25 protein-coding genes and 2 pseudogenes are annotated in these 25881 nt (G+C 58.6%); 9 read left to right on the plus strand and 18 right to left on the minus strand.

The window, feature by feature from the left end:
• Positions 1–197: hypothetical protein (locus tag HUN39_RS19040; protein ID WP_210267034.1), on the plus strand; the 197-nt coding region annotated here is incomplete at its 5' end.
• Between the two features lie 182 nt (positions 198–379).
• On the opposite strand, the gene HUN39_RS17015 is transcribed toward HUN39_RS19040, so the two are convergent.
• Entirely contained in the window at positions 380–859 is a 480-nt protein-coding gene (locus HUN39_RS17015; protein ID WP_175095640.1) for a hypothetical protein, read from the minus strand.
• A 119-nt stretch (positions 860–978) separates the two neighbouring features.
• On the opposite strand from HUN39_RS17015, the gene HUN39_RS17020 reads away from it, so the two are divergent.
• On the plus strand, positions 979–2187 hold the full coding sequence (locus HUN39_RS17020) for an NnrS family protein (RefSeq protein WP_175095641.1): 1209 nt from the start codon (positions 979–981) through the stop codon (positions 2185–2187).
• Positions 2188–2526: 339 nt separating this feature from the next.
• Here the strand turns inward: HUN39_RS17020 and HUN39_RS17025 are convergent, their stop codons facing one another.
• Entirely contained in the window at positions 2527–3054 is a 528-nt protein-coding gene (locus tag HUN39_RS17025; protein ID WP_175095642.1) for a DUF4142 domain-containing protein, read from the minus strand.
• Positions 3055–3210: 156 nt separating this feature from the next.
• Here HUN39_RS17025 and HUN39_RS17030 point away from each other — a divergent pair, with 156 nt between their 5' ends.
• From HUN39_RS17030 to HUN39_RS17050, 5 genes and pseudogenes are all read left to right on the plus strand, one after another.
• Positions 3211–3909, plus strand: a complete 699-nt coding sequence (locus tag HUN39_RS17030; RefSeq protein ID WP_175095643.1) for an RNA polymerase sigma factor — start codon at positions 3211–3213, stop codon at positions 3907–3909.
• Between the two features lie 227 nt (positions 3910–4136).
• Complete coding sequence (locus HUN39_RS17035) at positions 4137–5672, plus strand: FAD-dependent oxidoreductase (protein ID WP_175095644.1); 1536 nt, start codon at positions 4137–4139, stop codon at positions 5670–5672.
• 1255 nt (positions 5673–6927) lie between these two features.
• Positions 6928–7248, plus strand: a complete 321-nt coding sequence (locus HUN39_RS17040) for a hypothetical protein (protein WP_175095645.1) — start codon at positions 6928–6930, stop codon at positions 7246–7248.
• Positions 7242–7475 (plus strand): annotated as a pseudogene (locus HUN39_RS17045) (transposase domain-containing protein); the annotation flags it as partial. The gene HUN39_RS17040 and the pseudogene HUN39_RS17045, both read left to right, overlap by 7 nt.
• Positions 7472–7888: a TniB family NTP-binding protein gene (locus tag HUN39_RS17050; RefSeq protein WP_269750345.1), complete on the plus strand. Its 417-nt coding sequence runs from the start codon at positions 7472–7474 to the stop codon at positions 7886–7888. The pseudogene HUN39_RS17045 and the gene HUN39_RS17050, both read left to right, overlap by 4 nt.
• Before the next feature lie 156 nt (positions 7889–8044).
• On the opposite strand, the gene HUN39_RS17055 is transcribed toward HUN39_RS17050, so the two are convergent.
• From HUN39_RS17055 to HUN39_RS17080, 6 genes are all read right to left on the minus strand, one after another.
• A complete protein-coding gene (locus tag HUN39_RS17055; protein ID WP_175095646.1) occupies positions 8045–8401 on the minus strand; it encodes a hypothetical protein in 357 nt (118 codons plus the stop codon).
• Positions 8402–8466: 65 nt separating this feature from the next.
• On the minus strand, positions 8467–9021 hold the full coding sequence (locus HUN39_RS17060) for a hypothetical protein (RefSeq protein ID WP_175095647.1): 555 nt from the start codon (positions 9019–9021) through the stop codon (positions 8467–8469).
• Between the two features lie 25 nt (positions 9022–9046).
• Entirely contained in the window at positions 9047–10024 is a 978-nt protein-coding gene (locus HUN39_RS17065) for a multicopper oxidase domain-containing protein (RefSeq protein ID WP_210267035.1), read from the minus strand.
• Between the two features lie 110 nt (positions 10025–10134).
• Complete coding sequence (locus HUN39_RS17070; protein WP_175095648.1) at positions 10135–10383, minus strand: hypothetical protein; 249 nt, start codon at positions 10381–10383, stop codon at positions 10135–10137.
• A gap of 66 nt (positions 10384–10449) precedes the next feature.
• Positions 10450–11853 carry an ISKra4 family transposase gene (locus HUN39_RS17075; RefSeq protein ID WP_175095649.1) on the minus strand — a complete coding sequence of 468 codons (1404 nt, stop codon included), beginning with the start codon at positions 11851–11853 and terminating at the stop codon, positions 10450–10452.
• Between the two features lie 118 nt (positions 11854–11971).
• Positions 11972–12571 (minus strand): plasmid pRiA4b ORF-3 family protein, encoded by a 600-nt coding sequence (locus HUN39_RS17080; protein ID WP_332310782.1) that lies wholly within the window; start codon positions 12569–12571, stop codon positions 11972–11974.
• Between HUN39_RS17080 and HUN39_RS17085 the strand changes: the two genes are divergently transcribed.
• Entirely contained in the window at positions 12464–13645 is a 1182-nt protein-coding gene (locus tag HUN39_RS17085; protein ID WP_232366183.1) for a hypothetical protein, read from the plus strand. The genes HUN39_RS17080 and HUN39_RS17085 overlap by 108 nt on opposite strands.
• Before the next feature lie 160 nt (positions 13646–13805).
• Here HUN39_RS17085 and HUN39_RS17090 read toward each other — a convergent pair whose 3' ends face one another.
• Positions 13806–14072 carry a hypothetical protein gene (locus HUN39_RS17090; protein ID WP_175095652.1) on the minus strand — a complete coding sequence of 89 codons (267 nt, stop codon included), beginning with the start codon at positions 14070–14072 and terminating at the stop codon, positions 13806–13808.
• A 335-nt stretch (positions 14073–14407) separates the two neighbouring features.
• Here HUN39_RS17090 and HUN39_RS19345 point away from each other — a divergent pair.
• A pseudogene (locus HUN39_RS19345) lies at positions 14408–14659 on the plus strand (ISKra4 family transposase); the annotation flags it as partial.
• 102 nt (positions 14660–14761) lie between these two features.
• Here HUN39_RS19345 and HUN39_RS17095 read toward each other — a convergent pair.
• The 9 genes from HUN39_RS17095 to HUN39_RS17135 all read right to left on the minus strand — a co-directional run bounded on the left by HUN39_RS17095 (position 14762) and on the right by HUN39_RS17135 (position 25841).
• Positions 14762–16030, minus strand: coding sequence for a tetratricopeptide repeat protein (locus HUN39_RS17095; RefSeq protein WP_175095653.1), 1269 nt, complete (start codon positions 16028–16030; stop codon positions 14762–14764).
• 151 nt (positions 16031–16181) lie between these two features.
• Positions 16182–17375: an HlyD family secretion protein gene (locus HUN39_RS17100; protein WP_175095654.1), complete on the minus strand. Its 1194-nt coding sequence runs from the start codon at positions 17373–17375 to the stop codon at positions 16182–16184.
• A 21-nt stretch (positions 17376–17396) separates the two neighbouring features.
• Positions 17397–18947, minus strand: coding sequence for an efflux transporter outer membrane subunit (locus HUN39_RS17105; RefSeq protein WP_175095655.1), 1551 nt, complete (start codon positions 18945–18947; stop codon positions 17397–17399).
• Positions 18944–20536 (minus strand): MFS transporter, encoded by a 1593-nt coding sequence (locus HUN39_RS17110; protein ID WP_175095656.1) that lies wholly within the window; start codon positions 20534–20536, stop codon positions 18944–18946. Before HUN39_RS17110 ends, HUN39_RS17105 begins: the two co-directional genes overlap by 4 nt.
• A gap of 577 nt (positions 20537–21113) precedes the next feature.
• Positions 21114–21686 carry a GTP cyclohydrolase I FolE gene (gene folE, locus HUN39_RS17115; RefSeq protein ID WP_332310783.1) on the minus strand — a complete coding sequence of 191 codons (573 nt, stop codon included), beginning with the start codon at positions 21684–21686 and terminating at the stop codon, positions 21114–21116.
• 237 nt (positions 21687–21923) lie between these two features.
• Positions 21924–23765 carry a hypothetical protein gene (locus tag HUN39_RS17120; protein ID WP_232366178.1) on the minus strand — a complete coding sequence of 614 codons (1842 nt, stop codon included), beginning with the start codon at positions 23763–23765 and terminating at the stop codon, positions 21924–21926.
• A gap of 27 nt (positions 23766–23792) precedes the next feature.
• Positions 23793–24803 carry a multicopper oxidase domain-containing protein gene (locus HUN39_RS17125; protein ID WP_210267036.1) on the minus strand — a complete coding sequence of 337 codons (1011 nt, stop codon included), beginning with the start codon at positions 24801–24803 and terminating at the stop codon, positions 23793–23795.
• Positions 24804–24881: 78 nt separating this feature from the next.
• Positions 24882–25127, minus strand: coding sequence for an anti-sigma factor family protein (locus HUN39_RS17130; protein WP_175095658.1), 246 nt, complete (start codon positions 25125–25127; stop codon positions 24882–24884).
• 21 nt (positions 25128–25148) lie between these two features.
• Positions 25149–25841 (minus strand): RNA polymerase sigma factor, encoded by a 693-nt coding sequence (locus HUN39_RS17135; protein ID WP_175095659.1) that lies wholly within the window; start codon positions 25839–25841, stop codon positions 25149–25151.
• Between the last annotated feature and the right edge of the window lie 40 nt (positions 25842–25881).

Here is a 25881-nt window from a genome sequence, read left to right on the forward strand (position 1 = left end):
CTTGGTGCGACGGCTGTTCCGATGTCCGTGTTGCCAACGAAAAATCCAGCGGCAAACTTTATGACACAGTAAAACTAATGGGAATGCCGATGACGCCGAACATCAGCCAGACAGCAAAGCAAACGACAAACGCCCAAGTGGATACAGCTAGAACAAAGATGCTTCGCGAGCCCGGCATGAAGCCTCCAGCTTCCTAGCGCCTCGGCGAAACGCCGCCACAAGTTCAAGCTACTCGTCGCAATCAGATAATTGATGACATACGAAAAACGGATCGAATCTTGTTAGAGCCTGGAAAATTCGCCACAATCCAATTTCCATAATATCATGCAATGAACAAGCTTTCTGCTCAAGCATCATATTTGCCGCGGGACGGCGTCAATTATTCGAATAGCATGAGATCATGGCTGCCGGCGACGGCGCCAAGGACAGTGGCCAGACTCAATATCAGTAAAATGAGATGCAGCCTCTCGACCCGCGCGAATGCTGCTTCGGGGTCACTCTTTGCGCGCGCCTGCAACCATCGATGCAAGATCAACGGCTCGGCGACGAACAGCATCACTGTGAAAATAAGCCACACAATAACCATGGCGTGCATCCACCAATAGTTCACCGACAGAAAGCGGTCCCAAAGATCGAGCCGCATCAGCATGTATAATCCAGTCAATCCAGCAAGCAGCGTGGTGATCCGAGCCTGCCAGGCAAACCGCCGTTCGATGGCGTCGAAGAAAGTCAATCGCTCTTCGGGAGACTTGAAGCGACGAACTGCGGGAAGCAAGATGGTCGTCACAAAACTCACGCCGCCGATCCAGACGACGACGGCGAGAACATGCAGTGCACGCGCAATCGCAATCTCATCCATCGGCGCCTCCCGAGTTCGAACCTCGCGCCGGTTTTCGCAAAAGTGGAGGAACGAGGTCGCGCCCTCGACATTTTAGGCGATGAAACATAGAGATGCGGCGTAGGAGGTCCGGCGACGTCATGGCTGCAATTCCCCGCTACCGCCCGCAGGCCGGCCCCGCCGTGCTTTCGGCCGGATTTCGCCCGTTCTTCCTCGTTTCGGCGCTCTGGGCGTTCCTTGTCATCCCGATCTGGATCGCCTTTTTTGCCGGGCATGGTCAAGTGCCGACAGCGCTTCCGCCGGTTGTCTGGCATGTACATGAGATGGTCTTCGGCTTCGGCGCGGCGACGGTTGCTGGGTTCCTCTTGACTGCAATCCCGAACTGGACGGGGCGTATGCCTCTACAGGGCGGGCCGCTCGCCTTGCTCGTGCTGCTCTGGGCGGTTGGACGGATTGCCGTCCTGTTTTCCGCGAAGATCGGCGTCGATAGCGCGGCTGCTCTCGATCTCGCGTTCCCGATTCTGTTCCTTCTCGTAGTCGCCCGAGAGATCATCGCGGGACGAAATTGGCGTAATCTGCCGATGCTGGGCGCGCTCCTGTTTCTGCTCCTCGGCAACCTGCTCGTGCATTTCGAGTCGGTGGGGATTGCCAGGACCGCCGAACTCGGCAATCGGCTTGGCGTCGCCACGCTACTCATGCTCATCAGCTTCATCGGCGGCCGCATTGTCCCGAGCTTTACGCGCAATTGGCTCGCCAAGGAGCAGCCCGGAGTCGCCATGCCGGCGGCGTTCGACGTTGTCGATCGCACCGTCCTTGCTGTGACGGGCCTGGCGCTGGCGGTCTGGACGTTGACGCCCGAAGGGGTAGCGACGCCCTGGATCGAGCTTGCCGCCGGTCTCATGCTCGGCGTGCGTCTAGCGCGTTGGCGCGGCGAAGCGACATTGCGCGAACCGCTTCTATGGGTATTGCATCTTGGCTACGGATGGCTATCGCTCGGTTTCTTACTCCTCGCGTTCAACAACCTACTTCCATTGCTGCCGCAGACCACGGCCCTGCATGCGCTCACAGTCGGAGCAATCGGGACCATGATTCTCGCGGTCATGACGCGAGCGTCGCTCGGCCACACGGGGCGTCCGCTGGTCGCCGGACCAGGTACGACGGCGATCTACGTATTGGTGACGCTCGCCGCTATTCTACGTCTTCTCGCGCCGCTCGATAGCGCGTGGTACCTGCTCATGCTGTCCCTCGCCGGAGCGGCTTGGAGCGCTGCATTCGGGCTCTTCGTGTTGCTATATGCGCGGCCGCTCGTGCGGCCTCGTGTCATTGGCGAGGATGCACGGCCGATCTGACCACGCCGGATGAATTTGCTCCACCGGCGTTTGCGGGAGGAGCGTACGACAGCCTTGGTCTACCCATCACTGTCATGTGAACTTGCGCAAACGCACCTCGCGCCCGCTGCCAGCATTGGGGCGGTATCCGACGGCTCTAGTCAGCGGGTCTTCGCCAATTGAGTGGCGCTCGTCGAGGCCGCGCTACTGATCGCCATTGCGCACGTCACTCGGCGTCCATATTTTCCTCAAAGGACATCCTGCAAAACGCTGCGGGAGCTTGATGGAAGCTTTTCGACTCGCGGCCGAGGCACCGAGGTTAGGCTTGCCGCCATAAGGGATCGAACGCCCATCGAAAGCCTACTTCAGCTGGCCAACGAGATGCTCGGCGTGCTGCTGATGTTCCTTAAACAGCTTGAGGCCGGTTTCAAGCAGGCTCTTCAATTCACCGTTTTGGGCGTCGGGGATGAGCACGGTTGCAAGCGCCCCGTTGACGGTCTGATGATAGGCGACTTCGTTCTGCGCGTACGCCTTGTCAAAGGCGGATCCGCTCAGCTTCGACAATTCCTCGCGCTTCTTGGCGGCGCCTTCCGTCAGAGATTTACTGGTCTCATTGTCTTCAGGCTTAACCTTTAGCTTTTCGACTAAGGCAAGCGCCTGCTTGTTGACTGCAGTGTGATCGCGGACCATTTCCTCAGCAAAGTCCTTGACGGTTTTGTTCTGCGATGTTTTCAGCGCGAGCTCTGCGGCCGCGATGTCGAGTTGCCCTGCAGTATACGCGATATGCGCAATTTGCGGATCGGTTGGTTTGGCTGCAGTTTGAGCCATTGCCCCAGACGCTGCGAAGCTCAATGTGACGGCGAGCAAAAGACGCGGACTACGGATCATGTTGGTGTCTCCTTAAAATATCGACTTCCCGCGCATGCGGGGGATGGCGCTTTATTAGATGCAGGGACGATCCAAAGGTTCGCGATAAATTTTGCGGGAACCTTTCTCGTCCCGGCGCATCCAACGGATATTGGAATGAATGTCGGAAGGGCTGCAATGAAAAATACCCAGGCAAGAATCGTGGACGCAGAGTGGAGGGGGTTGGCCGATGTCGACATCGTCGCGCATGTGGTCACAGGCGATGCCGGAGCTTTTGCCGAACTCATGCGGCGCTACAACCGCAAACTCTATCGTACCGCGAGGGCCATGACGGGCGATAATGGCGAGGCCGAGGATATTGTACAGGAAGCTTGGATGCGCGCCTACGCTCATATCGCGGATTTCCGCAATGAATCCGCGATTTCCACTTGGTTGGTCCGCATTGTCCTGAACGAGGCGCTTGGACGAAAACGGCGTGCTAGGTCGACCGTAGAATTGGACGAGACAAACGAGCGTCAAATGTCGAGCGTGATCATGCTTCCCAGCTGCGGGGCCAATCCCGAAAGCTCAATGTCGAGGACCCAGGTTCGGCATTTGCTCGAGCGGACGATCGATACGCTTCCACCTGACTTCCGCACGGTTTTCGTCTTGCGCAGCGTTGAAGAAATGTCCGGTGCCGAAGTCGCGCAACAGCTCGGGATTCCGGAAGCCACTGTCAAAACCAGGCTACATCGCGCCCGCGCGTTGATACGTCAGGAGCTTGAGAAAAACGTCCTGATTGCTCTCTCCGACGTGTTCCCCTTCGATGGCGCGCGATGCAAAGAACTGTCCAATCGTGTGATGGCCAGAATCGGACTGTTGCAAGATAAGAGTTAGAATTTGTACCGTCTCCATCCCAAAAGAAACATACATACCTGACTTCGACCGCGATTCGGAGCTGGTTCACAGACAGTTTATCTAAAGTCGGTAACAACTAGGTAAAACCACTCTCGATTTGTGCAGCTTCGCCTGCGGCGTTCCTTCTGGTGATCGGCGCGCCGGAAACGCACCCGTTGTGGTGTCTAACATGCGATGTCGTCGATTGATCACCTATGGAGACGGAAATGACTGAAGAGCAGGCTGGACCGAGCGGTCCCGATCTGACGCTGGGTGTGGCGCTCGCTGAGCTTGTCGACAGCGGAAAATTGGTTGGCCATGTCGGCGATGAAGAAGTGCTCCTCGTCCATAGCGAAAAAGAAGTGTTCGCTGTCGGGGCTCATTGCACGCATTACCACGCGCCTCTCGTCGACGGGTTCGTCGTTGACCACAGCCTGCGTTGTCCCTGGCACCATGCCTGTTTCGACCTGCGCACTGGAGAAGCCTTACGAGCTCCGGCTCTCGATCCTATCGCGTGCTGGTCGGTTGAGCAGCGTGACGGCAAAATCTTCGTGCAAAGAAAGCACGAAGCGGCGGCGCCGACGCTGCACGCCGCGACATCCGGAAAGACCCCCAAAAACATCGTAATCGTCGGCGGTGGCGCGGCGGGATTCGCGGCGGCCGAGCGATTACGCCGTGAGAATTATCGAGGAAGCATCATTATGTTGAGCAATGAGGATGTTGCGCCGATCGACCGGCCTAATTTGTCCAAAGATTATCTCGCAGAAAATGCGCCTGAAGAATGGCTTCCACTGAGACCTGATAATTTCTATTCCGAGCATGACATCGAACTTCGGCTTGGGGCCAATGCGACCCGCATTGACGCGCGTTTGCGTGAGGTCGCCCTCGCGGATGGGAGCAGGCTTTCCTACGATCGCCTGTTGATCGCGACTGGCTCCGAACCTATCCGCCTGTCGATTTCAGGCGCGAGTCTGCCGCATGTGCGCACATTACGTTCGCTCGCTGATTGTCGGGCTATCATCAAACATGCCGAAACGGCACGCCGAGCGGTCGTGCTCGGCGCGAGCTTCATCGGACTCGAAGTTGCAGCGTCTTTGCGCGCTCGTGGGATTGACGTCCATGTGATCGCTCCGGAGAAAAAGCCGATGGAGCGTATTTTTGGCTCTCAAATGGGCGATTTCGTGCGTGCGCTCCACGAGGAGCATGGTGTCGTTTTTCATCTTGAAGATGTTGCGAACGCCATCGACGAGAAACGGGTAACGCTGGGAAGCGGTCGCGTGCTCGAGGCGGATCTCGTGGTTGTCGGCGTCGGAGTGCGACCGCGGATCGAACTCGCGGAAATGGCCGGTCTCGCCATCGATCGCGGGATCGTCGTGGACTCTTATCTCGAAACGAACATCCCGGGGATCTTCGCGGCCGGCGATGTCGCGCGCTGGCCCGATCGCTACACTGGCGAGAACATTCGTGTCGAGCATTGGGTCGTTGCCGAACGGCAAGGACGAACCGCGGCGCTCAACATACTCGGACAGCGCGAAGAATTTACTGCCGTTCCGTTCTTCTGGAGCCAACATTACGATGTTCCGATTAACTATGTCGGTCATGCGGAGAAATGGGACGAACTCCAGATCGAGGGCGACATCGCAAGCAAGGATTGTCTTGTGCACTTCAAGCGCAACAGGCGCACGCTCGCCGTTGCCTCGATCTTCCGAGATATTGAGAGTCTGCAAGCTGAAATAACGATGGAACAAATCGGCGCCAGCTGAATCATCCACAACTTGGTAAGTTCTTGCTCGACGGTTGTGGTGTCCAAGACGGAGCGATAAACCGGTCTTCCCCTTTTGCTGGGACCGGTTTGTTGCGCGGTTGAAACGATGCTTGATAAAGGAGGCCCCGACAAGAAACACCCGAGCTACGGAGGCTCGCGACGGTCCCGTTCCGACGCTTGCATCCGATGATGATCCGAGGCAGCGGCACGCCGCACCCTGACATGGCCTTCGCGCCGTCCAGAAGAATGGAGCCGCCGCCCGGAGCTTGGCCGCCGATGCGTACTACTGCATCATGGTCAGGGTCCTTCGATCCTCCGCATACAAGTATGTGACGCGGTGATAACCCGCGTCTTTGGTGAACTCCCCTCGGAACGTTGAAATCCAGCGATCGCCTCCACTACAATGGCGGCCTGGTTCTACGGGTGCTACCGCGAACGTTTATCAGCGAGGCGTCGAAAAAAAGCGGTGTAGCAAATGAACCCTTGACTAAGACAACCCCATACAAGTCAGGGTCCTTTCCTCCGCCGGAATTACCCGACATCAACGGTCATACAACCCTGTCCGACTCCCGCCCGATCCACCGCCAACAGCGGTGTTGAAGCCGCGACCTCCGATCCAAACGGGCCTCCCCCGATTACCCGCATCACCCTTCCAACGTGCTGTGCCCACTACCCCGATGAATTGGTCCGGGTGCATCTGTCGATTGCTTCCCCGTCCACGCGGCCTTCCCCGTTATTCAGGCGGGTCGGCATCCATACCTTCACTTTCGAGGCCTCCTCGGACTTCACTCACGTTACGGCCCCTTGGATTGCTCAACCGCCCAAGGCGGCCTTTGTCACGAGGCTCCGATCCGGCAAGTTACCCAGCCAAACCGCTCGTCAGCTACCAGATCAATCGACAACTCTCTGGGTGGAACCTGCCTCCACTGGTGACACGCGCCGTTGGGGCGCACTGAATAGGATGGGCTAGTCGCCACTTGATGAAAGTTCAGGGGCAAGTCACGAATCATCAAAAAAGGCGGTGCCTATTAAGTAAGATTTCTTTGCGAGCGAGCATCTAAATCGTGACCCCACGAGAAAGGCGAAGCTTGTTCCTGTCCGCCACTTGCTTGAGGGCGAGCATGAAATTAACTTGAGGAGACGCCAATCATTCTTCAGCCGCGCGCACGAGTGCCGTGGGGAAGACTCAGCGGCTACGGCGCTCGGTGCATCGACATCGTACCATCGGAACCCCCGAAATTCACGCTGGTGCGATGGCGGGGGCGCTACGTGTTGTTGCGCCCCCGCACCTGTTCTACGAAGCAGACGTGTACCCCGCCTTTCAACCGACGCTGCAGCTCGACAAGCGCGGCCACGTCAACGCGCGGCGCGCCGATCGCCATGCCGGCGCAAACCACGGGATCGAACATCCAGCCGGCGATCGAAATCGCGACGCCGGCCGGCCCTTGCACTTGAAGGAATGGGCCAGTTGCGCGCTGCTCAACCCGACGAATCAAAACATTGCTGCCGCAATATGGATGCCATCGGTAGTGGACTTCCAATTCCTGACCGACATGGGCAGAATGAACGGGTGATGGCCCTCAATAGGAAGAACGCTCTCTTCGCGGGTTCCGATGGCGGGGCTGAGAACTGGGCGATCGTTGCCTCGCTTATCGAGACCTGCAAGATCAATGGCGTCGATCCGCAAGCCTATATGGGCGACGTCCTCACGAAGATCGTCGACGGCCATCTCGCCAGCAAACTCGACGACCTCATGCCCTGGGCCTACGCGCAGCCGGTCGCACTCAAAGACGTGGCCTGAAAACAGCGCTTACAGAGCAACGCGTAATCCTCCAACTGTTGCGATATCTCAGCAACGAACTCAAAGCGTCGCTCGTTTGCCTCGGCGTGATGGATGCCCGCGACGCGATCGCAGGCGATACTCAACTCTCGCGGCGTCTCGATCAAATCGTGCTGCCGCGATGGAAAGTAGAGGAAGAATTCCACGAGCTCATCAGCGCAGTTCTGCGAAGTTTGCCGATCAAACAACCTTCAGCCCTATCGAGCCAGGGCTTGCGTCATCTCGCGCGTATCAGCGACGGGGTCACTGCGCGTGTTTTCGCCATACTCAACGAATTGGCAATCGAGGCGATCCGGGCAGGCGCCGAGCGCATCACCGATGAGGACATCGAGTCATGGAAACCTGCCATTGAGAAGGAAACCATGTTCGCGTGACGCCCAAGCAAAGAAAGGCATTTCAAATGAGACTCGGTCCAAAATAGTCTCACATGAAATGCTGCAAATCGGATCATTCATCCCGAGTCCCGGATTGAACTGCCAATCGACAGGACCCATGTTCGATCGATTGGCACAAACGAAATCGCTGGCGTGTCAGCACGCCTCGTTTCGCAAACGGTTGGCGCGGCTCTCGTCGCGATTTGCAACCGACGCCCCAGAACCCCTCGAAGACTCAGTCCTGGTGATCGCCAGAACGTTGAAGTCCTTATCGAGGCGGAAGTCGTATTGGCCGCCCTTGCATTTCACGTCCTCGGCCTCCAGAACGCCCGACGCTTCCGATTCTTTCTCGTATTTTCCGCCTTCGCAACCCCAGGCACCGAGCGCTTGTTTGACCTTTGCAACCTCTGCATCGGTCAGCTTCGCATCGGAGAAAGCGCCGGGACTGAACAGAACCGCTTCGCCGGGGAATGTGACGAGATAGTTTGGAATAACGTTTGAACCCGTCTTCAAGACTGGGCCCCGGCTAACATTGGTTCCGACGCGTTTAGACTAATCCAAAGTGAAAGCGACATGGATCACATCCCGCCTTTCCCCCCTTCTAGGTGGTTAACACGCGTCATTGATTCTCGCGCGATATCGGCTGCAGCAGGGAGCAGTAACGCTCCTCCAAGCATGGCTAAGATCAAGATCGCAATCCAAGTAGTCTTGTAACTTGAGATCACTTCTTCGGCCACAAATCCTTGGAAAGGCGGCATCGCCGCAATGTCGACGATGAAGCCTAGGAAGGCAAAAAGCAAAGATACTACGATCAATCGCGCGACGGGATTCCTGGCCCAAGCATGTAAACCGGCTTCATAAGATGCCCGCTTGTTTTCATTGTTTGTTTCTGCAGCGCAGTTTTGTGCAACATCGCCGACAAACTCTCCGCACCGAAACAAACCGCCCTGCATTTGACCATCGCCAGACATTTTCGCGCCAGTTCCGTTCGCTTGATTTGCGGAAGGCAGAATTCCGGGACGGCTGAGGAAAACGTCGTCGGACCTTGAGCGATCAACTGCGTTTGCCGCCAGCGGAGACAGCGTGAGTAGGAAAGTGGCGAGCGCAAGTATCAGAAAGGATACGCGGTTCATGTGATTCCTCCTGCTATTTTGATTGTTATTCAACGACGCGAAAATCACCCATCATTCCCGACTGCATGTGCTGGATGACATGACAGTGATAGTGCCAATCGCCTGGCCCCACTCCTTCTCCCGCTTTCAATATGAATGACGTTCGGCTAATGGGGCCAACGTTAACTGTGTCGACTACGCCCGTGGTCCCTTGGTCGATCCAGCGGTGTCCATGCAGGTGAAAGGTGTGAAAGGCGGTGCCGAGGCCGATAACATGAAAACGAACTTTTTCACCGAGCCTCGCGCCCACAGTCGGGTTGGTCCACAGCGGGACCTCCTTGTCGCCCTCGACGATGTGATTGAGTTCCTGGCCCCAGAAGGTTGTCTCGTGCATCCAGAGAATGAACTCGCGTTTGACGTCTGCGAGATTCACGTCGACGATTTTGCCGTCGATGAGCGCGGGCGCCTTGTTGCTCGCTGGGTTGATGATGAGCGCCCCAAACAGGCCCTTATCCTCGGCGCCTAGCATTGGATTGCCGAAGGTGTGATCGTGATATGGCCATGTGCCCGCCGTTCCAGGCGCGGCCGTCCATTTATAGGTGTAAGGCTTGCCAGGAAATGCGGCTTCATCAGTGACGCCGTTCAACATCTTCATCGTGCCGTCGCTGTCGATTTTATAGTGCACGCCATGAACATGTATACTAACCGGCTGCGTGGCGTCGGCGACGCCGTGCTGCAATGTCACTTCCGCGGTGTCGCCCTCCTTGATGACCAAGGTCGGGCCTGGAATGGTCGGTCCTGTTGCGTAGCGGCCAGTGACGTCGCGTTCTTGTCCGTTCGATGCCTTGACCTTGTGGCTGACCATTTCATAGGCCAATTGGCCGGACGGCAGGGCGCTCGCTTTGAGCGTTATCAAGTGATGCTCGCCAGCAAACGCTGCGCCCGCCGCCAATAACCCGCTGGGAGCCATAAACGACAGCGCGAAGGCGAGCCAAAGCCCCAGCTTGGGATGGAGTTTTATCATCGCATCGTTCTCCCTCGGGATGGGAACCAAACTGTAAGCCGACGATCCCAGTGATCGTGGGCTGGCTGGTTCATCCCGACGCGTCTTAGATGCGATGAGGAGACGAAGTCTTACTTCGAAGGATCAGCGGGATTTTCTTTGCCGACAATTTTTAGGAGGGCGAGATAAACCTCTTCGTACTCGGGGCATTGATGCATATGATGATTGACCTCCGGCAATAAGGTCTCGGCGTTTTGCCCAGAAAGCTGCAGGTCCACGTCATAGCGAAGCTTGTCAAAATATTCGGTGCAGAGCATCTCCTCACCGCTCTTTGCGGCGAAGATCGTGTCGATGAAGCGGGTGAAGTCTTTCCTTTTCATGTCGAATTCCGGCACAATCTATATAAGATGCGTTGAACAGAGAGACCATGAGGAAGTGTGGGGCGGTCATGCCACCTCGGCCTGAATCGCGTGGTCCACGTTTACGTTTGCCAGCCCGGGATACCAGCGCTCGAATGTTGATCGCAGAGTTCCGTCGAGCGTCTTGGTGCGGGTCTGCAAGAGAAGGTGCGCGCCGCGCCGTGTCCATTGCATCTGCTGCTTTTTGGCGAACCGTTTGCTCACCACAGCGTTGACAGTCGCCTCCACGAAGGCCGAGGAGATGCGCTCGCCGGACCGATACCGTTCGCCGTAATTGATGAGGCTGTGCACGTTCAAGGCGATATAGACACCGAACTCGCGAGCCGCAACGATGAACTTACGCAGTTTCGGATAATCAACTTCGAGTTCGAAAAGGTCGGCTTCAAACTCTGCAATCACCTCTTGGGCTCCGGTCGTATTCCGGTGCCACAATTTCCATTTTATTCGATCGAGCTGCTTTGTCAGTTGGGCGCCGGCCTTCTCGTCATGTTGCGCGACACCCTTTGCAAACTGCCCGAGCACGGTAATGCGCATGGTGATATGGAACCAGTCGAGGACATGCTCGCTGCAAGGGCTGATGCATTCGGTAAGCGCCCGAACTTCCTCGCCGCCGTCGGTCAAGAAAGTGATGTCCTGATTGGCCTGTATTCCTTGGCTTTCCAGCATATTGACAAGACGGCGCTTCGGCTTCCGATCGAAGCCATGGACGAAGCCGAGATAGCGCGGTGAGCCGTCCTCTGGCATCGATCGTCCGATGATGACCTCAAAGTTGTTCTTCCTTTCGGCCCAGTCGCGGACATAGCCGCCATCGAGGCCGACAACGATGCGTCCGTCCGGGATTGGCAATGCGTGCCAGTCCGTCAGACTTCCGTCCATGAAACTACAGCGATCCTTTGGCAGTTCGGCTTCAGCGCGCTCGGCGACCCGAAGGACGTGCTGACGCACCGTCGTAGCGTTTACGCCGGTGGCGATCGGCAGGACGTCAGCAAGGACTTCGGCTGCGGCGGCATAAGGAACGAGCGAGGCCCAACGCGTTTCCAGATAAAGCCGCTCAGGCGCGACATGATGAGGAATGAGTTCGGCGAGCGGCGACACGGTGGCCGGCCCGTTCGCTTCGCGGCACCGGCAGCGGTGAAGTCGCGGACTCGCCAGCCGCACGTCACCAAACAATGTGTGGAATACGATGGGATAGCTGCCCTTGCTTCGCTTCCGGCGGTCGCAGCTCTCGCACCACCGCCGCCCCTCGGTCCAGGCCTTGGTCTGGGCTTCGACAATCCGCTGCTGGGCGGCGGCGAGCAAAAGGTTGCTCTCGGCAAGAGACAATCCGAGATCTTCCGCGCGGTCGGCGCCTTTGCCCAAGGATGCGATCTCTTCGATGTCGCCCGGCGCGCCGTCATCGGTTGTTATTTGAAGCAGAATCTTCACGCGCATGACGTCACTCCCGAGGACACAAGGCCAGTTTTTCATTGGCAGAAGAATGAGAATCTGCAATGATTTGGTGACCTGCTCCCTGGCTTGTTCCTGATCAGCGAGCGTCGCAGCAGACAGTTCAATGCTGCTGATGCATGAGGATGAGATGCCGACCTTGCCGCAAATCGGAATTCACCTTACGTCGGCTGAATGGTCGCCCCGTCCAGCGTTCGCGCTCTTCCGTTCGCTCAACAACCTCTTCAAACAGGGATTGAATATTGGCGTCGAGATCGTCTCGGCGCTCTTCGAGTGCGGCCTTTTCGATGATTTCGGCCATGACGCCAAGGTCATTGAGCGCGTCGATTGAACATCGGGCCTCGCGCTGAGTGAGATAGCCGGCCGGCCCACCACAATCCTCAGGCGGACAAGCTCCGCTTCCATCGGCGCAAAACGGATAGGCTCGATTGGGAGTGAGCTCCAACCGTTCTTCGAGCCTTACCTCGTGACGCCAAGGAATGTTCAGATCGTATTCGTAGGCGAAGCGCGCGCCCTTGCGAAGGCACAGGCTTTCCAGCGTCACGTCCGGCGAGCGAGCGGCAACCTCCCAGGAGCCGCAACGAATCGCGCGCAAATGGAATTGAAAGAGGTGGATGCCTTCCCAACCCATCGCGACCTGGATCACGCCGTGCAGCTGGCGAAGCGTGAAGGTCGCCGGCACGTGCATCCGGCGCCAGACCATTGGGCTGAGCCCCAACAGCCAAACCTTGAATTGCATTATAGCGCCGGGCATCGCCGGCGCGGAAGCAGAAGATGGGCCTGTTCGTCTCGGCAAAGGGATCTCCTACGCCACGCTTTGCTCCATGCTACCCGCGAAAACAGAAGCCGTCAGTCGCCCGCCCCACACTTCCTCATGGTCTCCCGTACCGCTTACGAACGGTGCGCAATCGGGCTCGCCGCGCCGCTGCGGCCGGCCGGAGCACCCGATCCCGAAATCGACGCTGTGACCCCTGCGGTCGTAATCGGGCTTGATGGCGGCTATCTGCGTAGCCGACATCGTCACCCCGAGCGTAATTTCGAAGTGGTCGCAGGAAAGGTGTTCAATCTCGATGGATCGCAGCATCGCTTCGCCTTTGCGCGCAACGGAAATTCGGTGAGTGAATTTACCAATGCGCTTGTGAGTGCTGGCGTCCGCCTCGGCACGCCGGCGACGGTGCTATCTGATGGCGACGCCGGATTATGGAAATTGCAGCGTCAGGTCATGCCCGAAGCGATGGTTGTCCTCGATTGGTGGCACGTCGCCACACGCTTTGAGCAACACCCTGCAAGCGACGCCGGGATTGGGCGCGGGCGTGACCAGCGGGCATTTTGGCGATCATCCTGTTCGTGCTCTCCAACGCGCCAAGAGGAACCTCTGGCATGGTCGTCCAAATTCCTGTCTCGGGCGCTTGGCGAAACTGGCGACTGGTTTGGCTCTATTCACGTCTGCGACCTGCGCGGCGCGGTTGCCGCCCGACGACACATCGATGATTTGATCGAATATCTCCATGCCAACCATCGCGCCCTGGCGAATTATGGGCGCCGGCGCCATAAAGAGCTGCCGATTTCGACCGCCTTCGTCGAGAGCGCGGTCAATGAAAATATGTCGAAACGCATGATCAAAAAGCAGCCGATGTGGTGGAACAGATGGACCGTGCAACCGTTCCTCGACGTCCGCGTCGCAGTTCTCAACAAAACCCTCTGCGGCCCGTTCAAACGGCTTTATCCAGACTCCCAGACGGACAATGACAATTGTCCCGTGCCAATCGCAGCGTGACGAATCCCACGATTTCGCATGCTCTCCTCGACAAGTTGGTCTGTGTCTTTACGCATCGAACCGTGTCGACCATACAGTCAGTATGGCCTTGCGCCCATCTCTAGATGCCGTAATGGCCCCGGCCTGAGCCTGATGGCGAAGGACGGGGCCATTACGGCATCTAGTTACCGCGGTCGAATGTCCGCGCCGTATGTTCTGCAACGGCGCCGAGCAGTGCGTTGAAACCAAGGCGCGGTTTATTATTCATGCGTTGATTAATCTCAGCGCCATATGCCCACTGGCGGCACCGAGGGTCAGCCACAAGCCGTTCTGCAATCCACCACTCGCCAAGATGAGACATCATAAGCGCGGTGCCCATAAGCGCTTCCAGCAAGAGCATCTGATCTATTTCAGGTAGCTTCTCGAACGCATCCCAATCTTTAAGCATTTGCCCACTCCTTGGACCATAGGTTTAGGGCGCCTGGAATGAGGCGGGCTTAACGATTCTAGAAATCTTCCAATATGCCCGCTGCGCGAGTGATCGGCCCCCTCCCCGCGACGGGTCTAACTGCAATGTTAGTGCATCGTGGGCTTTGGGGCTAGCGCGGGCGGCGGTGCTGCGTCTGCGACCGATTGCCCTTGCGAAATCAACACATCCGCCTGGCGCAACTTGGCGTCGATCTCCTCGGGCATATGATGCTTCCTTGCCATAAACGGTCCTCCGTCTCATGTCCGCAGACATACCTCAGGTTGGCCTAGTTCATCGCGGGTGGATCACTGCTGCTCATCGAGGAGTTGGCGACATACCTCAGATTGAACCAAGCTTCCGTAATCAATTATTGTCGGCGCTATTGGAAGGGTCTGCCAATCTCGAGTTCGCGAGCGGAGGCCCCGGTCAAAACTCTGGTCAATGCGCGCATGACCAAGCTGCAGCAGATGCGCTGGTCGCCGCGCGGCGCACAGCGCATGCTTCAAGCGACAGCTGCTGTGATCGATCGCCGCTTGAAGGCTGGCGCGATCAGTCTTGCCGCATGACCCCCACCTTTTTCCCGCCCCCCGCGAACCACCGCATTATTGCAATTAAGTGTGGCGTGAGATACGGAATCCCAAGTGGATCAAAATGCCTAACCGTTGGTATCACTTATTGAGCCGCTGTTTCAGCAGGGCGTTGGCCCAATCAATATTCCGTTGCGCAATTCGCCGTTGATTGAGCGCTATTTCTTCCGTTAGTTCCTTCAAGGCTTCGAGATTGACCGCGACCGCCTCTTCGAGTTTGTTCGTTCCGACTTCTCTTGATCCTAGCGCGACGAGCGCATTGCCAAGGTTTGCTTGCGTCAATGCCCAGCCCAGCGGAGCGTGCTCGCGCGTATATACCTTCAGCGCTTCACGAAACGCAGCGATAGCTTCATGGAGCCTGCTCGTCCCGCTCTCTCGCTCTCCCAAAGTCTCCAACGCATTGCCGAGATTCACCTGCAGTGTGGCCCAATCGAGCGGTTCGCGCTCGCGTTCGATCACCTGCAAGGCTTCGCGAAAAGCTGTAACCGCCTCTTCGAGACTTCCCGTCCCGCCTTCGCGCTCTCCGAGCGTCGTGAGCACATAGCCAAGCTTCATCTGGGTTTTTGCCCAATCGTGCGGCGCGCGTTCGCGTGTCGTTTCCTTCAGCGCCTCGCGAAAGGCTGTGGCCGCCTCTCTGAGCTTGTCGGTCCTATTCTGGCGCTCCCCTAGCATTTCGAGCGCATAGCCGAGTTTCATCTGCAGCGCCGCCCATTGAAGTGGAACGCGCTCGCGCGTGTATTCCTTCAATGCATTGCGAAAAGCCGCGACGGCTTCTTCGATTCTGTTTGCTACTTTCTCGCGCTCTCCGATCGTCCCGAGCACATTTCCAAGATTCACTTGCAAGTTCGCCCAATCAAGTGGGCTTCGTTCGTGCGTGAATTCTTTCAGCGCTTCGTGATAGGCGACGACCGCCGATTCGAGGTTTCGATTACCTTCTTCCCGTCCTCCAAGCAGCGACAGCGCGTCACCGAGCTTCGCCTGTATCGTGGCCCAGGCAATCGGGTGACGGGTACGTGTATATTCCTCGAGCGCTTCGCGATAAGCGGAAACGGCTCTTTCCAAATTCACAGTCCCGCTTTCCAGCTTTCCCAGTTCCGCGAGCGCCGCGCCCAGACGAAGCTGTAAATCCGCGCAGTCGAGTGGGGTCCGCTCGGGTTTGCCCCCGCCCGATTTCTTTCGAAAGACCGTGATTGCTTCTCCGACATTCGACGGCGCGGAATCCTCTATCGGTTCCCGCGTGTTTCGAGCTTGAACGGCTTCGGCGGACAAGAGCCCCAGGAGGCCGCAGAGGACGACCAGAGCTACGCCGCCGATCGAAGTGAGGCGGAATCTTCCGCTCTTTCTGGTCATGAATGACGATGATCTACTCAAGGGCCACCTCCTCGTTTCGTTGAACGACGGCAACGAATTCGCAAAAACCTCAGTGGCGGAGCGCAAGTGCTTCGGCGTTTGAGCTCTTATGACGCGCAGGGAGAAGCGGGGAGAAGCTTTCATGATCCATTCATTCGCCGATGGCGCAGCCTTTCTCGGCTTCGTCACTTGTGCTGAGGAGATTGGCTTTCACAATTTCCTCGGTTTTGATCTTCGCCCGGGTGAGATCGTCGTCGTAGATGTGGGTCGTATATTCCGCCGAAGACGTTTTCGTTTGCGACGCGTTGACCGAAACGCCACCGCTGCTCACGTCGATCGAGATCACGGTCGACAGGCCGGGGCGCAGCGGTTGCTTTTCGAGCTCGTCCGCCTGCAAGGCGATTCGCACGGGAATACGCTGGACGATGCGGATGAAGTTGCCGGTGGCGTTGTCGGGCGGAAGCATCGCGAAGACGCTGCCAGAGCCAGGAACGATGCCTTCGACGACGCCGTGATAGGTCTGGGCGGAGCCATAGAGATCGACTTTCGCGATCGCCTCCTGCCCGGGTCGAACCCGATCCATCCTGTTTTCCCAGAGATTGGCTTCGACCCAGAGATGATCGAGCGGCACGATATTGAGGATCGGATCGCCGGGCCGCACGCGCTGGCCGACCTGCACCTTGCGCTTCGCCACATAGCCTGTCGCCGGCGCGCGGATATTCTGGCGCAGAAATTCGACATAAGCGTCGTTGAATTTCGCTTTCGCCGCTTCAATGTCGGGATGGTTCATTCGGGTCACGCCCACGACGCGCGCCTCAACGGCCTGATATTCCGCGCGCGTCTCGCGCAAATCCGCTTCCTGCGCGGCGAGCTGGTCTTCGGTGTTCTGTAGCAACTGGCGCGAGGCCGCGCCGCTCGGCGCCGCCTGCTTGTATCTTGAAAGATCGTGCCGCGTCCTATCTCTGATGGCGGCTCGCGACAGAACCCTCTGGCAGATTTGGCGGCGAGAGGCGAAAAGCGCGCCGACAGCGCGCACGGCGCGTCCGAGCTCCGCTTCCGCCTGACTGAGGGCGGCTCGCGCGCGTTGTCCGTCGAGGCGAACCAGCACGTCGCCTTTCTTGACCATTTGCGTTTCCTCGGCGAGCACGGCGGCGACGACGCCCGTCGCGTCGGAATGCACTGGAATGATATTGCCGGTGACGAAGGCGTTGTCCGTCGTCACCCAATTACGCTCGAAAGCGAACCACGCGACAAAAGCGATCAACGCGCCGACCCCGGCCGCGCCGATGACGAGCTTGAGCAGAAAGTCTCTGCGGGCGCGGATGCTTTTGCGTGAGAGTTGCATGGATCGGGTCGGTCGCTGGTCTCAACCGCCGCCGAGCGACTGGATCGCTTCGACCGTCGGGGTGATCGGATCGGCCTCCGGCGCCGGCTTTGGCTCGGCTGGATGCGGGCCGTCGGCGTAGCCGCCGCCGAGCGCCTGATAAAGATCGACCGCCGCAACGAGCCTATCGCCTTCGATCGCGCGCTGCGCGAAGGCCGATTCAAGAAGATCGGCTTGTTCGGCGATGATCTCCCGGCGATCTTTCATCCCGTCGCGCAGGCGCACGCGCGCGAGATCGAGTTGGGCGCGCATTGCGCGCAGGAAACGGCTCTGCGCCTCATATTCGGCGCGCGCGCGTTTGAGATTGGCGATCGAATCGGCGACTTGCTGCGCCGATTGCAGCAGCGTTTCATTATAGGCGTCGACAGCCTGATCATATTCGGCGCGCTGCACTTCCAGATTTCCAGTCAGGCGGCCGCCCTGGAAAATAGGCAGGCGCACGCCTGGGGCGACGGCATAGCCGATCGCGGAAGGCGTGAACAGATAGCCGGCGAGCTTGCTGATCTTGGTTGTGGTGACCGATCCTTCGAAGCCCCCCGTGATCGCGAGATCGATCGAGGGAAGGAACATCGTCTTCGCGACATGGATGCGTTGCGCGGCCGCTTCCGCGCGCTGCAGCGCGGCGGCGAGATCGGGACGATGGATGAGCATTTCGATCGGCAGATTGCGGGGCAGCGCGGGTTGCGCCGGCGAGGGCGCTCTTCTGCCGGCAAAGAGATCGCGCCCCGCGTCCGGACCTTCGCCCATCAAACGCGCCAGAGCGTCTTGCTGCAGGGTGAGAAGCGCTCTCGCGGCGGCTTCGCGCCTTATGGCGAGTTCGAGATTGGCCCGCGCGATTTGCGCGCCGTCCAAAGTGTCGAGGCCGGTCTGGTATCGCGTTTCCGCGAGCGCCACCAATTCGCGGCGCAGCCTCGTCAGCGCGCTCGCGACTTCGAGCTGTCGCGCCGTCGCATAGCCGCGCAGATAGGCCCGCGCGGCGCCGCTTGTCAGCAGCAGCCGCGCCTGCTCCAATTCGCCTTCCTGAGCCGCCGCTTCGCCGATCGCAGCGTCGAGCAGCGCCCGGTTCTTGCCCCAGAAATCGAGCTCCCAGGTCAGCGCGAGCGGATTGATGAAGGCCATGGTCTTTTGCAGGCCGCCCTGCGCCGGATTGTAGGAGGCCACGACGCCATGCAGCGGGTTGCGGGACTGCCGCATGCCGAAAGTCGCTTGAACCTCCGGCAAAAGCCTTGCGCCGGCAATCTGGACGACGGCGTCCGCGGCTCGGAGCGTGCCCTCGGCCTTTCGCAAATTTTGATTGTCGCGCAGCGCCTTATCGACGATGCGGTCGAGCTCGGCGCTGCGAAAGGCGCGCCACCACTCCTCGCGCGGCCACGCATTCTCGCCAACGGCGGACTTCAGGCCGGAATTGGCCAGCGTGCGCTCCATGGCCGGCGCGTCGAGGAATTGCGCCCGGTCTTCCTGCATGGTGAGAGCGCAGCCGGCGAGGAGGAGCGAGAGAAGACCGAGAGCGATGCAGGCGCTTCGCCGCGTCATGGCTGCTCCATCAACTCTTCGGCGCGCAGTTGACGCAGCTTCTCTTTCCGACGCAGAGGAATCACCGGCGTCGGATGGGCGAGCCAGACGAACGCGGCCAGCACGACGAACACGACGGCGCCCAGCAGAAAGGCGTCGTTCATCGCAAGCAACGCGGCCTCCTCGCGGATCAACATGCTGAGCTTCTTCGTCGCAGCGGCAGAAGAAAAGCCGGCAATTTGCAACTGCTCGACGAGCTGCGGGACGAGATCGAGCGAAGGAAAGCGCCGCCCGCCAAAATGATCGGCGAGATCCAGCTGATGGAACGGCGAACGCCGAAATTGAACGACGGCCAGCGATGATATGCCGATGGCGCCTGCGGCAGTACGGAGCATCGCGAGCTCTTCTGCCGCCCGGACAAGCTTGGAGCCGGATAGTCCGTGCATCGCAAGTGCCGCGAGAGGCGCAAAAAATGTGGCGAGGGAGAAACCGAAGAACAGCATCGGAACGGAGACGCTCTCGAAAGAAGCCGGTTTGTCGAAGAGTCCCAGCCAAGTCAGAGTCACGGCGAAACAGAGGAAATTCAGACAAGCGACAAAACGTGTGTCGATCTTACGATTAAGCTCGTGCATGACGGCGACAAGCGGCGCGGCGACAATTAGCATTGTCAGATAGATCAAGCCCACGAGCGACGAGGAATAGCCGAGGAGAGTCTGCAGTTGCCCCATGAAGATTGATAATATCCCCTGAACAACGAGAAAACCGGCTATCGAGCAGACGGTCGCTATTGCATAATTACGATATGCGAACAGCCGTATGTCGATCACGGGATGGCGCTCGCCGAACTCCCATATGAGGAATATCGGCAGGGCGCTGCTGACGACGATGAGCGACGTCGTCAGCAGCGGCGACGCGAACCAGTCAAAATCGTTGCCCTGATTGAGAATAGTCTGCGTTCCGAATAGAACGCCGGCGAGCAGGAAGAAACCAACGCCGTCAAAACGGGTAATGACGCGCCTGAAGCCGCGGCCATAGAGCAAGGACCCCACAATCCCCGCAACCGGCAACGCTGCCGCGATGTTGGAATAGAACAGCGCCCGCCAGCCGAAATATTCCGCATACCATCCGCCCATGAACACGCCGACCGTAAAGGGCGTCATGCTCAAAACGCCCCAAAGGCCAACGCCGGCCATGCGCAGCCGCTCAGGATACTCTTTGAGAGCGAGAGACTGTCCGACCGGCAAAATTACACCGCCCGCGAAGCCGAGCGCAATACGTGCCGGTAGGAACGTCCATAGAGTTTCGCTGGTCGCGCAAACGAAGGAAGCACAGGCATAGAAAGCGAAAGTCGCGACATAGACGCGATAGTCGCCGAAGCGGCCGGTGAACCAGCGCGCGACAGGCAGGCCGAGCGCCAGGCCGATCATATGGTCCGTCGTCGCCCAGGTTCCGAAACTGGGCGTCACGCCGGCCAGGTCGCCAGCCGCATAGGGGACGAGGACCGTATAGCCGGGAACATTCGAGAGGACGACGATATTGCCGAGCGCGAGCGCCGCATTGAAAAGGACGAAACGCCAGCCTCTCAGAGGCGACCCGTAAATAGATTTCATGGTGCGGCGCCCCGTGAAGCATCACCTGTCAACATGCCGCCCCAGAAATTCGCGGCGAGCGACGCCACCGCGCCGCTCGACAGTGCTCAGCGGCAGCGATGTGACGAAAGCCCTCGATCGACTCTCGCGCGATCGATTCCTCAGGGACGCGATCGACGACTCGGCCTGAATTCTTCGAGACTGCCGGCGAGCGATGAGCCGAGCGTCGCGACAGCGCGATCCCGCAGCATCGCCGCGACTCCGCAAGCGTGCGGACGCGCACGCGGAAGAAACAGACATTGGTCACTCGACAAAATGTGCCAGATGGCGGCGCAAAAGTGTACCGGCTGGTTGAGAGAAAAGGGCCGTGAAGCCCTGGTGAGTTAGGCGTTCATGCTTACAGGACGGTCTTGAACACTTTCTTGATGACTATCGGAGCATACCTCGCAGTCAATTCGGCGCGAGCGTTACAATGGTCGTCACTTTTAGAGCCGGTCCCTCGGCTCTGGGGCAAATTACATGCGGGAGAACGCAAAGAACCTCGCCATCTTCGAGTTCCGCTCCGAACGCTGATTTCGTCGCGCCGCTGGTCCAAGTTCTACGTCCCACGCACCAGGCCAAGGAACTCCTCGCGCGTGCGGGGGTCGTCGCGGATCACGCCGAGTAGGCGACTGGTGGTCAGCGTCGATCCGAGCGTGTTCACGCCGCGCAACGTCATGCAGCTGTGCTCGGCCTCGATCACCACGCCGACACCCTGAGGCTCGAGAATATTCTGAATGGCTTCGGCGATATCGGCGGTGAGCTTCTCCTGAATTTGTAACCGACGGGCGAATCCGTGCACCACTCGCGCCAGCTTTGAGATGCCCACGACCCGGTTTGCTGGCAGGTAACCGACATGCGCGCGACCGATCACCGGCAGCATGTGATGTTCGCAAAAACTGACCACACGGATGTCCTTCAATACCACCAGTTCGTCGTAACCACCCACTTCCTCGAAAGTACGCTTCAGATACTCGCGGGGATCGACGGCATAGCCGGCGAACAGCTCGCGGTATGATCGCGCCACGCGTCCAGGCGTATCAATCAGGCCTTCGCGGCTTGGATCGTCGCCCGCCCATTCGATGAGAACCCGGACGGCTGCTTCGGCGTCGGCCTGGGTCGGTTTCGCAATTCCCATGTCTCCAAAGTGGTCCGCCAAGCCCCTTCGACAGCCTGATCCACCCGTAAGGTCATAGAATCGTTCCGTACGCGGTGGAGCGGCGTGAACTGTCTTCTTGATTGGAAGCTCGACCATTCGGCACTCCTCCTAGCCTGCGACGAAGGGCGGCGTCTTTTGCCGCTGACACTGTTCCTTTATCCGACGGAGAGACCCTTTCAGGGCTCTCCGTCCACGCTGAATAGTTATGGTTCAGTTGCCGCGTTGCTCCTTGGTCAGAAGCTTGAGCCACCCCTCGACCTCGGCGCTCAACTTGCCCGTTCCCGCGAGTTTGAGCGTGGGCGCCAGCATGCCGCGCTCAACAATCGGCAATGGCAGCACGCCCTGTCCGCCCATGCCGTTATGCGCGGTGATCTGACCGTCCTTCGAATCCGCGAGCAGAATGCGGCCTACGACTTCGAGCTTATCCATGTCGATGACGATCAAATCATTGGCGAACTTGCTCGCCACATAGGCGTAATAGCCGCCACCCTTCTTGTGCCCGAAGTTGACACCGTGACAGCCTGCTTCGCAGGGCAGGCTCTTCACCACCTTGTCGGTCTTCACGTCGACGATCGTGACCGTGGCGCTCAGCGTGTTCGCCGTGACGACATATTTGCCGTCCGGGCTCACCGGGGTCTGGATCGGAAGCAGGCCATAAGCCTCACCCTTGTGCGCGCCACTAATCGGATCGTAATCGGCGGCGAGGTCAATGTCCTTGACCTTCTTCTTGTTGTCGATGTCGATGACCGTCAACGAGGAGAGCATGGCAGGCGGCGTGCCGAGCAGATTCGCCGCATAAGCCTTATGGTTCATGTCACTCCAGATCGCGATGGGGATAACGCCGCCGGTTGGAATTTCCGTCGCTTTCTCAGTCGCGAGATCGACGACGGTGACGCTTCCCGCCAGCGCGTTCGGCGTCATCATATATTTGCCGTCATCGGTAAGGTGATGCCCATGCGGGCCGGAATGCGGGCCGACATTGATATTGCCCATCGCCGAAGGGAATTCGCCGGGCGACAGTTTCGCCACGCGGTCCTCGCCATTGATGGCCACATAGAGCATGCCGGTTATCGGGCTCGTCATCACATGAGACGGATTTTGTCCAACGACCTGCGTGTTAAGAACTTTGCCGCTCTCGCGGTCAAAGGTGGTCAGCCGTTTGTCGAACCATTCCGTCTGATAAATGTATTTATATGTCGGATCGGGCCACATATTGTGGGGGTTGTTCATATTCTGCTCGACGCCCTTGACTTTTTTCTTGAGCGTCCAATTCGTTGCGTCGATTTGCGTCGCCGTTCCGAACTTCGTCTTGCCGCTCACGCCTTCAAACTGCGTGTTGACCCAGACCTCGCCGACGCCGGGCGTCTTGGGCGTCAGCAGTGTGTTCGGCGCCGAGAGGCTGAGCGCGCTCAGATTGATCTGTGCGCCCCCGAGATTGAGTCCGAGATCGGGAAGCTTCACCTCCCACTTCGGCTGCCGATAGTCGCGCCATAGCGCCGGCGTCGTGGCGACGAAGAAGGTGCGGAGCAGCTTCTTGGCGATGTCGCTTGTCGTCGGAACTTTGGCGCCGGTCACGAGTTGCAATTCGCCGCCGATGTCCAGCCCTTCCGTCTTCGGATCGTCGACGACGACGGCGCCGAACATGTAGGGATGGACCTTGCAGGTGAAAACATAGAGCCCCGGTTTGTCGAAGGTATGGGTGATGCTGGCGTTCGACGGCTTCTCCTGATCGACCGGGAATTTGTCGGCGCCCGGCTGCCAGGCGAGACTGGTGATGGTGTGATCCGTATTGGTGTCCGTCATCTTGATGAGCACCGCCTCGCCAGGCTTCACCACAACGAGCGAGCCGCCGCTCTTGGGGTCCTTAAACCATTTGCCGGGCTCGTCGGTCATCTCCAGCACGGCCGACGGTAGGACGCCGGGGCGGCTGATGATGACGTCGTCAGAATTCACGGCGTCTTTCGCCTGCGCCGCCAGCGGCGCGGCCAGCGAGGTCGTCGCCACGGCCAGCGTCAGAAAGGATACGCAGTTCATGATCGTTGCGCGGTTCATGCCCTTAACTCCCATTTTCGTTATTGATTATTCGATGACGCGGAAATCGCCCATCATTCCGGACTGCATGTGTTGGATGACGTGACAGTGGTAGTGCCAATCGCCAGGACCTACGCCTTCGCCCGCTTTAACGACGAAGGAGGTGCGGCTGATTGGGCCGATGTTGACGGTGTCGACGCCTGCGGTTGTTCCGGGCTCGATCCAGCGATGCGCATGGAGGTGGAAAGTATGGAACGCGGTGCCAATGCCGATGACGTGGAAGCGCACCTTTTCGCCCATGCGCGCGCCAACGGTCGGATTGGTCCACAACGGAATTTCCTTTCCGCCTTCGACAATGTGATTGAGCTCCTGACCCCAGAAGGTTGTTTCGTGCATCCAGAGGATGAACTCTCGTTTGATCTCCGCGAGATCGACGTCAACGACTTTGCCATCGATGAGGGCGGGGACCTTGCCGCTTGCTGGGTTGATGATGAGCGTTCCGAACAGCCCCTTGTCCTCGGCCCCGAGCATCGGATTGCCGAAGGTATGATCGTGATAGGCCCAAGTGCCCGCCGTTCCGGGCGCGGCTGTCCATTTGTATGTGTAAGGCTTGCCAGGGAACGCGGCTTCGTCGGCGACGCCATTCAAGAGCTTCATCGTGCCATCGCTGTCGATCTTGTAGTGCACGCCGTGGACATGAATGCTGACTGGCAGCTGCGCATCAGCAATGCCATGTTGAAGGGTCACTTCGGCGACGTCCCCCTCTTTCATGACGAGCGTGGGTCCAGGGATGGTGGCGCCACTCGCATATCGCTCGGTAAGGTCGCTTTCTTTTCCTGCGGGTGACTTGACCTTGTGACTGACCATTTCATAGGCCAGCTGACCTGACGGCATTGCGCTTGCCTTGAGCGTGATCAAATGCTGGTCGCCAGCAGAGGCTGCGCTCGCCGCCGTAAAAGTGCCCGGCCATATGAGCAATAGCGCGAACGAGAGTGAAAACCCGAACCGCCCGCGGAATTTTATCATCGCATCATACTCCTTTCGGACCGAGAAGCGCACGACAAGACCGCGATCACTGCGATCGCGCGCCAGCCGGTTCGATCCGATACGACTTAGATGCGATGGGACGTCGGGGTCTTACCTCGGAGGTGAAGATTTTTCTCCGCCCACGAGTCTGCGAAGGGCCAGATAAACCTCTTCGCACTCGGGACACTGATGCATATGGTGCTTGACCTCAGGCAGCATGGCCCCGGCGTCCTGGCCGGAAATCTCGATGTCCACGTAACGTGGAAGTTCATCAAAATATTGCGTGCACAGCATCTCCTCTCCGCTCTTCGCGGCGAAGACGGTGTCGATGAGGCGGGTAAAGTCTTTTTGTTTCATGTCGGTTTCCGGCACACCCAATTATGAGATGCGCTGAACGGAGAATGTCTTACCCTCCGATAGAAGATGGGATCCGGATCCCGGCTCGTCAAACACGGCAATAAGATCCTTGTGCGTGACGCCTTCTTCGAGCAAAGCCTGCTTGAGCCGCTTACGCGCGTCGTGGATGAGCTTATAGAGGCTGTTTCGGTTGGAGCCGAGCCATTCTGCGACCTCGTCCAGCGGCATTCCTTGAAAAGCATGGGCGACGACCACTGTTCGCTGCAAAGGCGTGAGCCTGGTGTCGATGAGCCGCATTAGTAGAGCCCACGCTTCGCGCTGCTGAAGACTGCGTTCTGGTCCAGGCTCTTCGATCGGCCAAACCGGCAGAACTTGACCAAGTTGCGCACGTTCGATGGTAGTTTCTCGCCAGCGGCGACGACGCAATTCCCCAAGCACGACCCTGATGGCGATCGAATAAGCCCAAGTCATAAACCGGCTTTCGCCACGAAAGTCTCCAAGTTTTGCTTGGATAATGAGAATGGCCTCTTGTGTGCAATCTTCAGCAAGGTGCTGCGCTTCATCTGAGCGCAATGATTCTCGCGTCGCGTAGCTTTTCGCCAAATAGGCCCGAATCGCCGCGAGCAGTCTCGCTCGAAGGTCCGCAAGCGCCGACTGTTGGCCTCTGCCTTCCTCCCGCAGCGCCGTCAGCCACTCTGAATTGGATCGTTGCATTATCTGTCCGTCATGGCTCCAGACGCAGCCGGCCGCCTCG

Origin of the sequence: Methylocystis silviterrae, from assembly GCF_013350005.1 — a bacterium.
Taxonomy (GTDB): Bacteria; Pseudomonadota; Alphaproteobacteria; order Rhizobiales; family Beijerinckiaceae; genus Methylocystis; species Methylocystis silviterrae.

Excerpts from the sequence above, each read along its gene's own strand:
- HUN39_RS17015 (WP_175095640.1), bottom strand. The coding sequence starts at position 859 with ATGGATGAGATTGCGATTGCGCGTGCACTGCATGTTCTCGCCGTCGTC.
- HUN39_RS17020 (WP_175095641.1), top strand. The coding sequence starts at position 979 with ATGGCTGCAATTCCCCGCTACCGCCCGCAGGCCGGCCCCGCCGTGCTT.
- HUN39_RS17025 (WP_175095642.1), bottom strand. The coding sequence starts at position 3,054 with ATGATCCGTAGTCCGCGTCTTTTGCTCGCCGTCACATTGAGCTTCGCA.
- HUN39_RS17030 (WP_175095643.1), top strand. The coding sequence starts at position 3,211 with ATGAAAAATACCCAGGCAAGAATCGTGGACGCAGAGTGGAGGGGGTTG.
- HUN39_RS17035 (WP_175095644.1), top strand. The coding sequence starts at position 4,137 with ATGACTGAAGAGCAGGCTGGACCGAGCGGTCCCGATCTGACGCTGGGT.
- HUN39_RS17040 (WP_175095645.1), top strand. The coding sequence starts at position 6,928 with ATGGCGGGGGCGCTACGTGTTGTTGCGCCCCCGCACCTGTTCTACGAA.
- HUN39_RS17060 (WP_175095647.1), bottom strand. The coding sequence starts at position 9,021 with ATGAACCGCGTATCCTTTCTGATACTTGCGCTCGCCACTTTCCTACTC.
- HUN39_RS17065 (WP_210267035.1), bottom strand. The coding sequence starts at position 10,024 with ATGATAAAACTCCATCCCAAGCTGGGGCTTTGGCTCGCCTTCGCGCTG.
- HUN39_RS17070 (WP_175095648.1), bottom strand. The coding sequence starts at position 10,383 with ATGAAAAGGAAAGACTTCACCCGCTTCATCGACACGATCTTCGCCGCA.
- HUN39_RS17075 (WP_175095649.1), bottom strand. The coding sequence starts at position 11,853 with ATGCGCGTGAAGATTCTGCTTCAAATAACAACCGATGACGGCGCGCCG.
- HUN39_RS17085 (WP_232366183.1), top strand. The coding sequence starts at position 12,464 with ATGGAATTGAAAGAGGTGGATGCCTTCCCAACCCATCGCGACCTGGAT.
- HUN39_RS17080 (WP_332310782.1), bottom strand. The coding sequence starts at position 12,571 with ATGGTCTGGCGCCGGATGCACGTGCCGGCGACCTTCACGCTTCGCCAG.
- HUN39_RS17090 (WP_175095652.1), bottom strand. The coding sequence starts at position 14,072 with ATGCTTAAAGATTGGGATGCGTTCGAGAAGCTACCTGAAATAGATCAG.
- HUN39_RS17095 (WP_175095653.1), bottom strand. The coding sequence starts at position 16,030 with ATGACCAGAAAGAGCGGAAGATTCCGCCTCACTTCGATCGGCGGCGTA.
- HUN39_RS17100 (WP_175095654.1), bottom strand. The coding sequence starts at position 17,375 with ATGCAACTCTCACGCAAAAGCATCCGCGCCCGCAGAGACTTTCTGCTC.
- HUN39_RS17105 (WP_175095655.1), bottom strand. The coding sequence starts at position 18,947 with ATGACGCGGCGAAGCGCCTGCATCGCTCTCGGTCTTCTCTCGCTCCTC.
- HUN39_RS17110 (WP_175095656.1), bottom strand. The coding sequence starts at position 20,536 with ATGAAATCTATTTACGGGTCGCCTCTGAGAGGCTGGCGTTTCGTCCTT.
- HUN39_RS17120 (WP_232366178.1), bottom strand. The coding sequence starts at position 23,765 with ATGAACCGCGCAACGATCATGAACTGCGTATCCTTTCTGACGCTGGCC.
- HUN39_RS17130 (WP_175095658.1), bottom strand. The coding sequence starts at position 25,127 with ATGAAACAAAAAGACTTTACCCGCCTCATCGACACCGTCTTCGCCGCG.
- HUN39_RS17135 (WP_175095659.1), bottom strand. The coding sequence starts at position 25,841 with ATGCAACGATCCAATTCAGAGTGGCTGACGGCGCTGCGGGAGGAAGGC.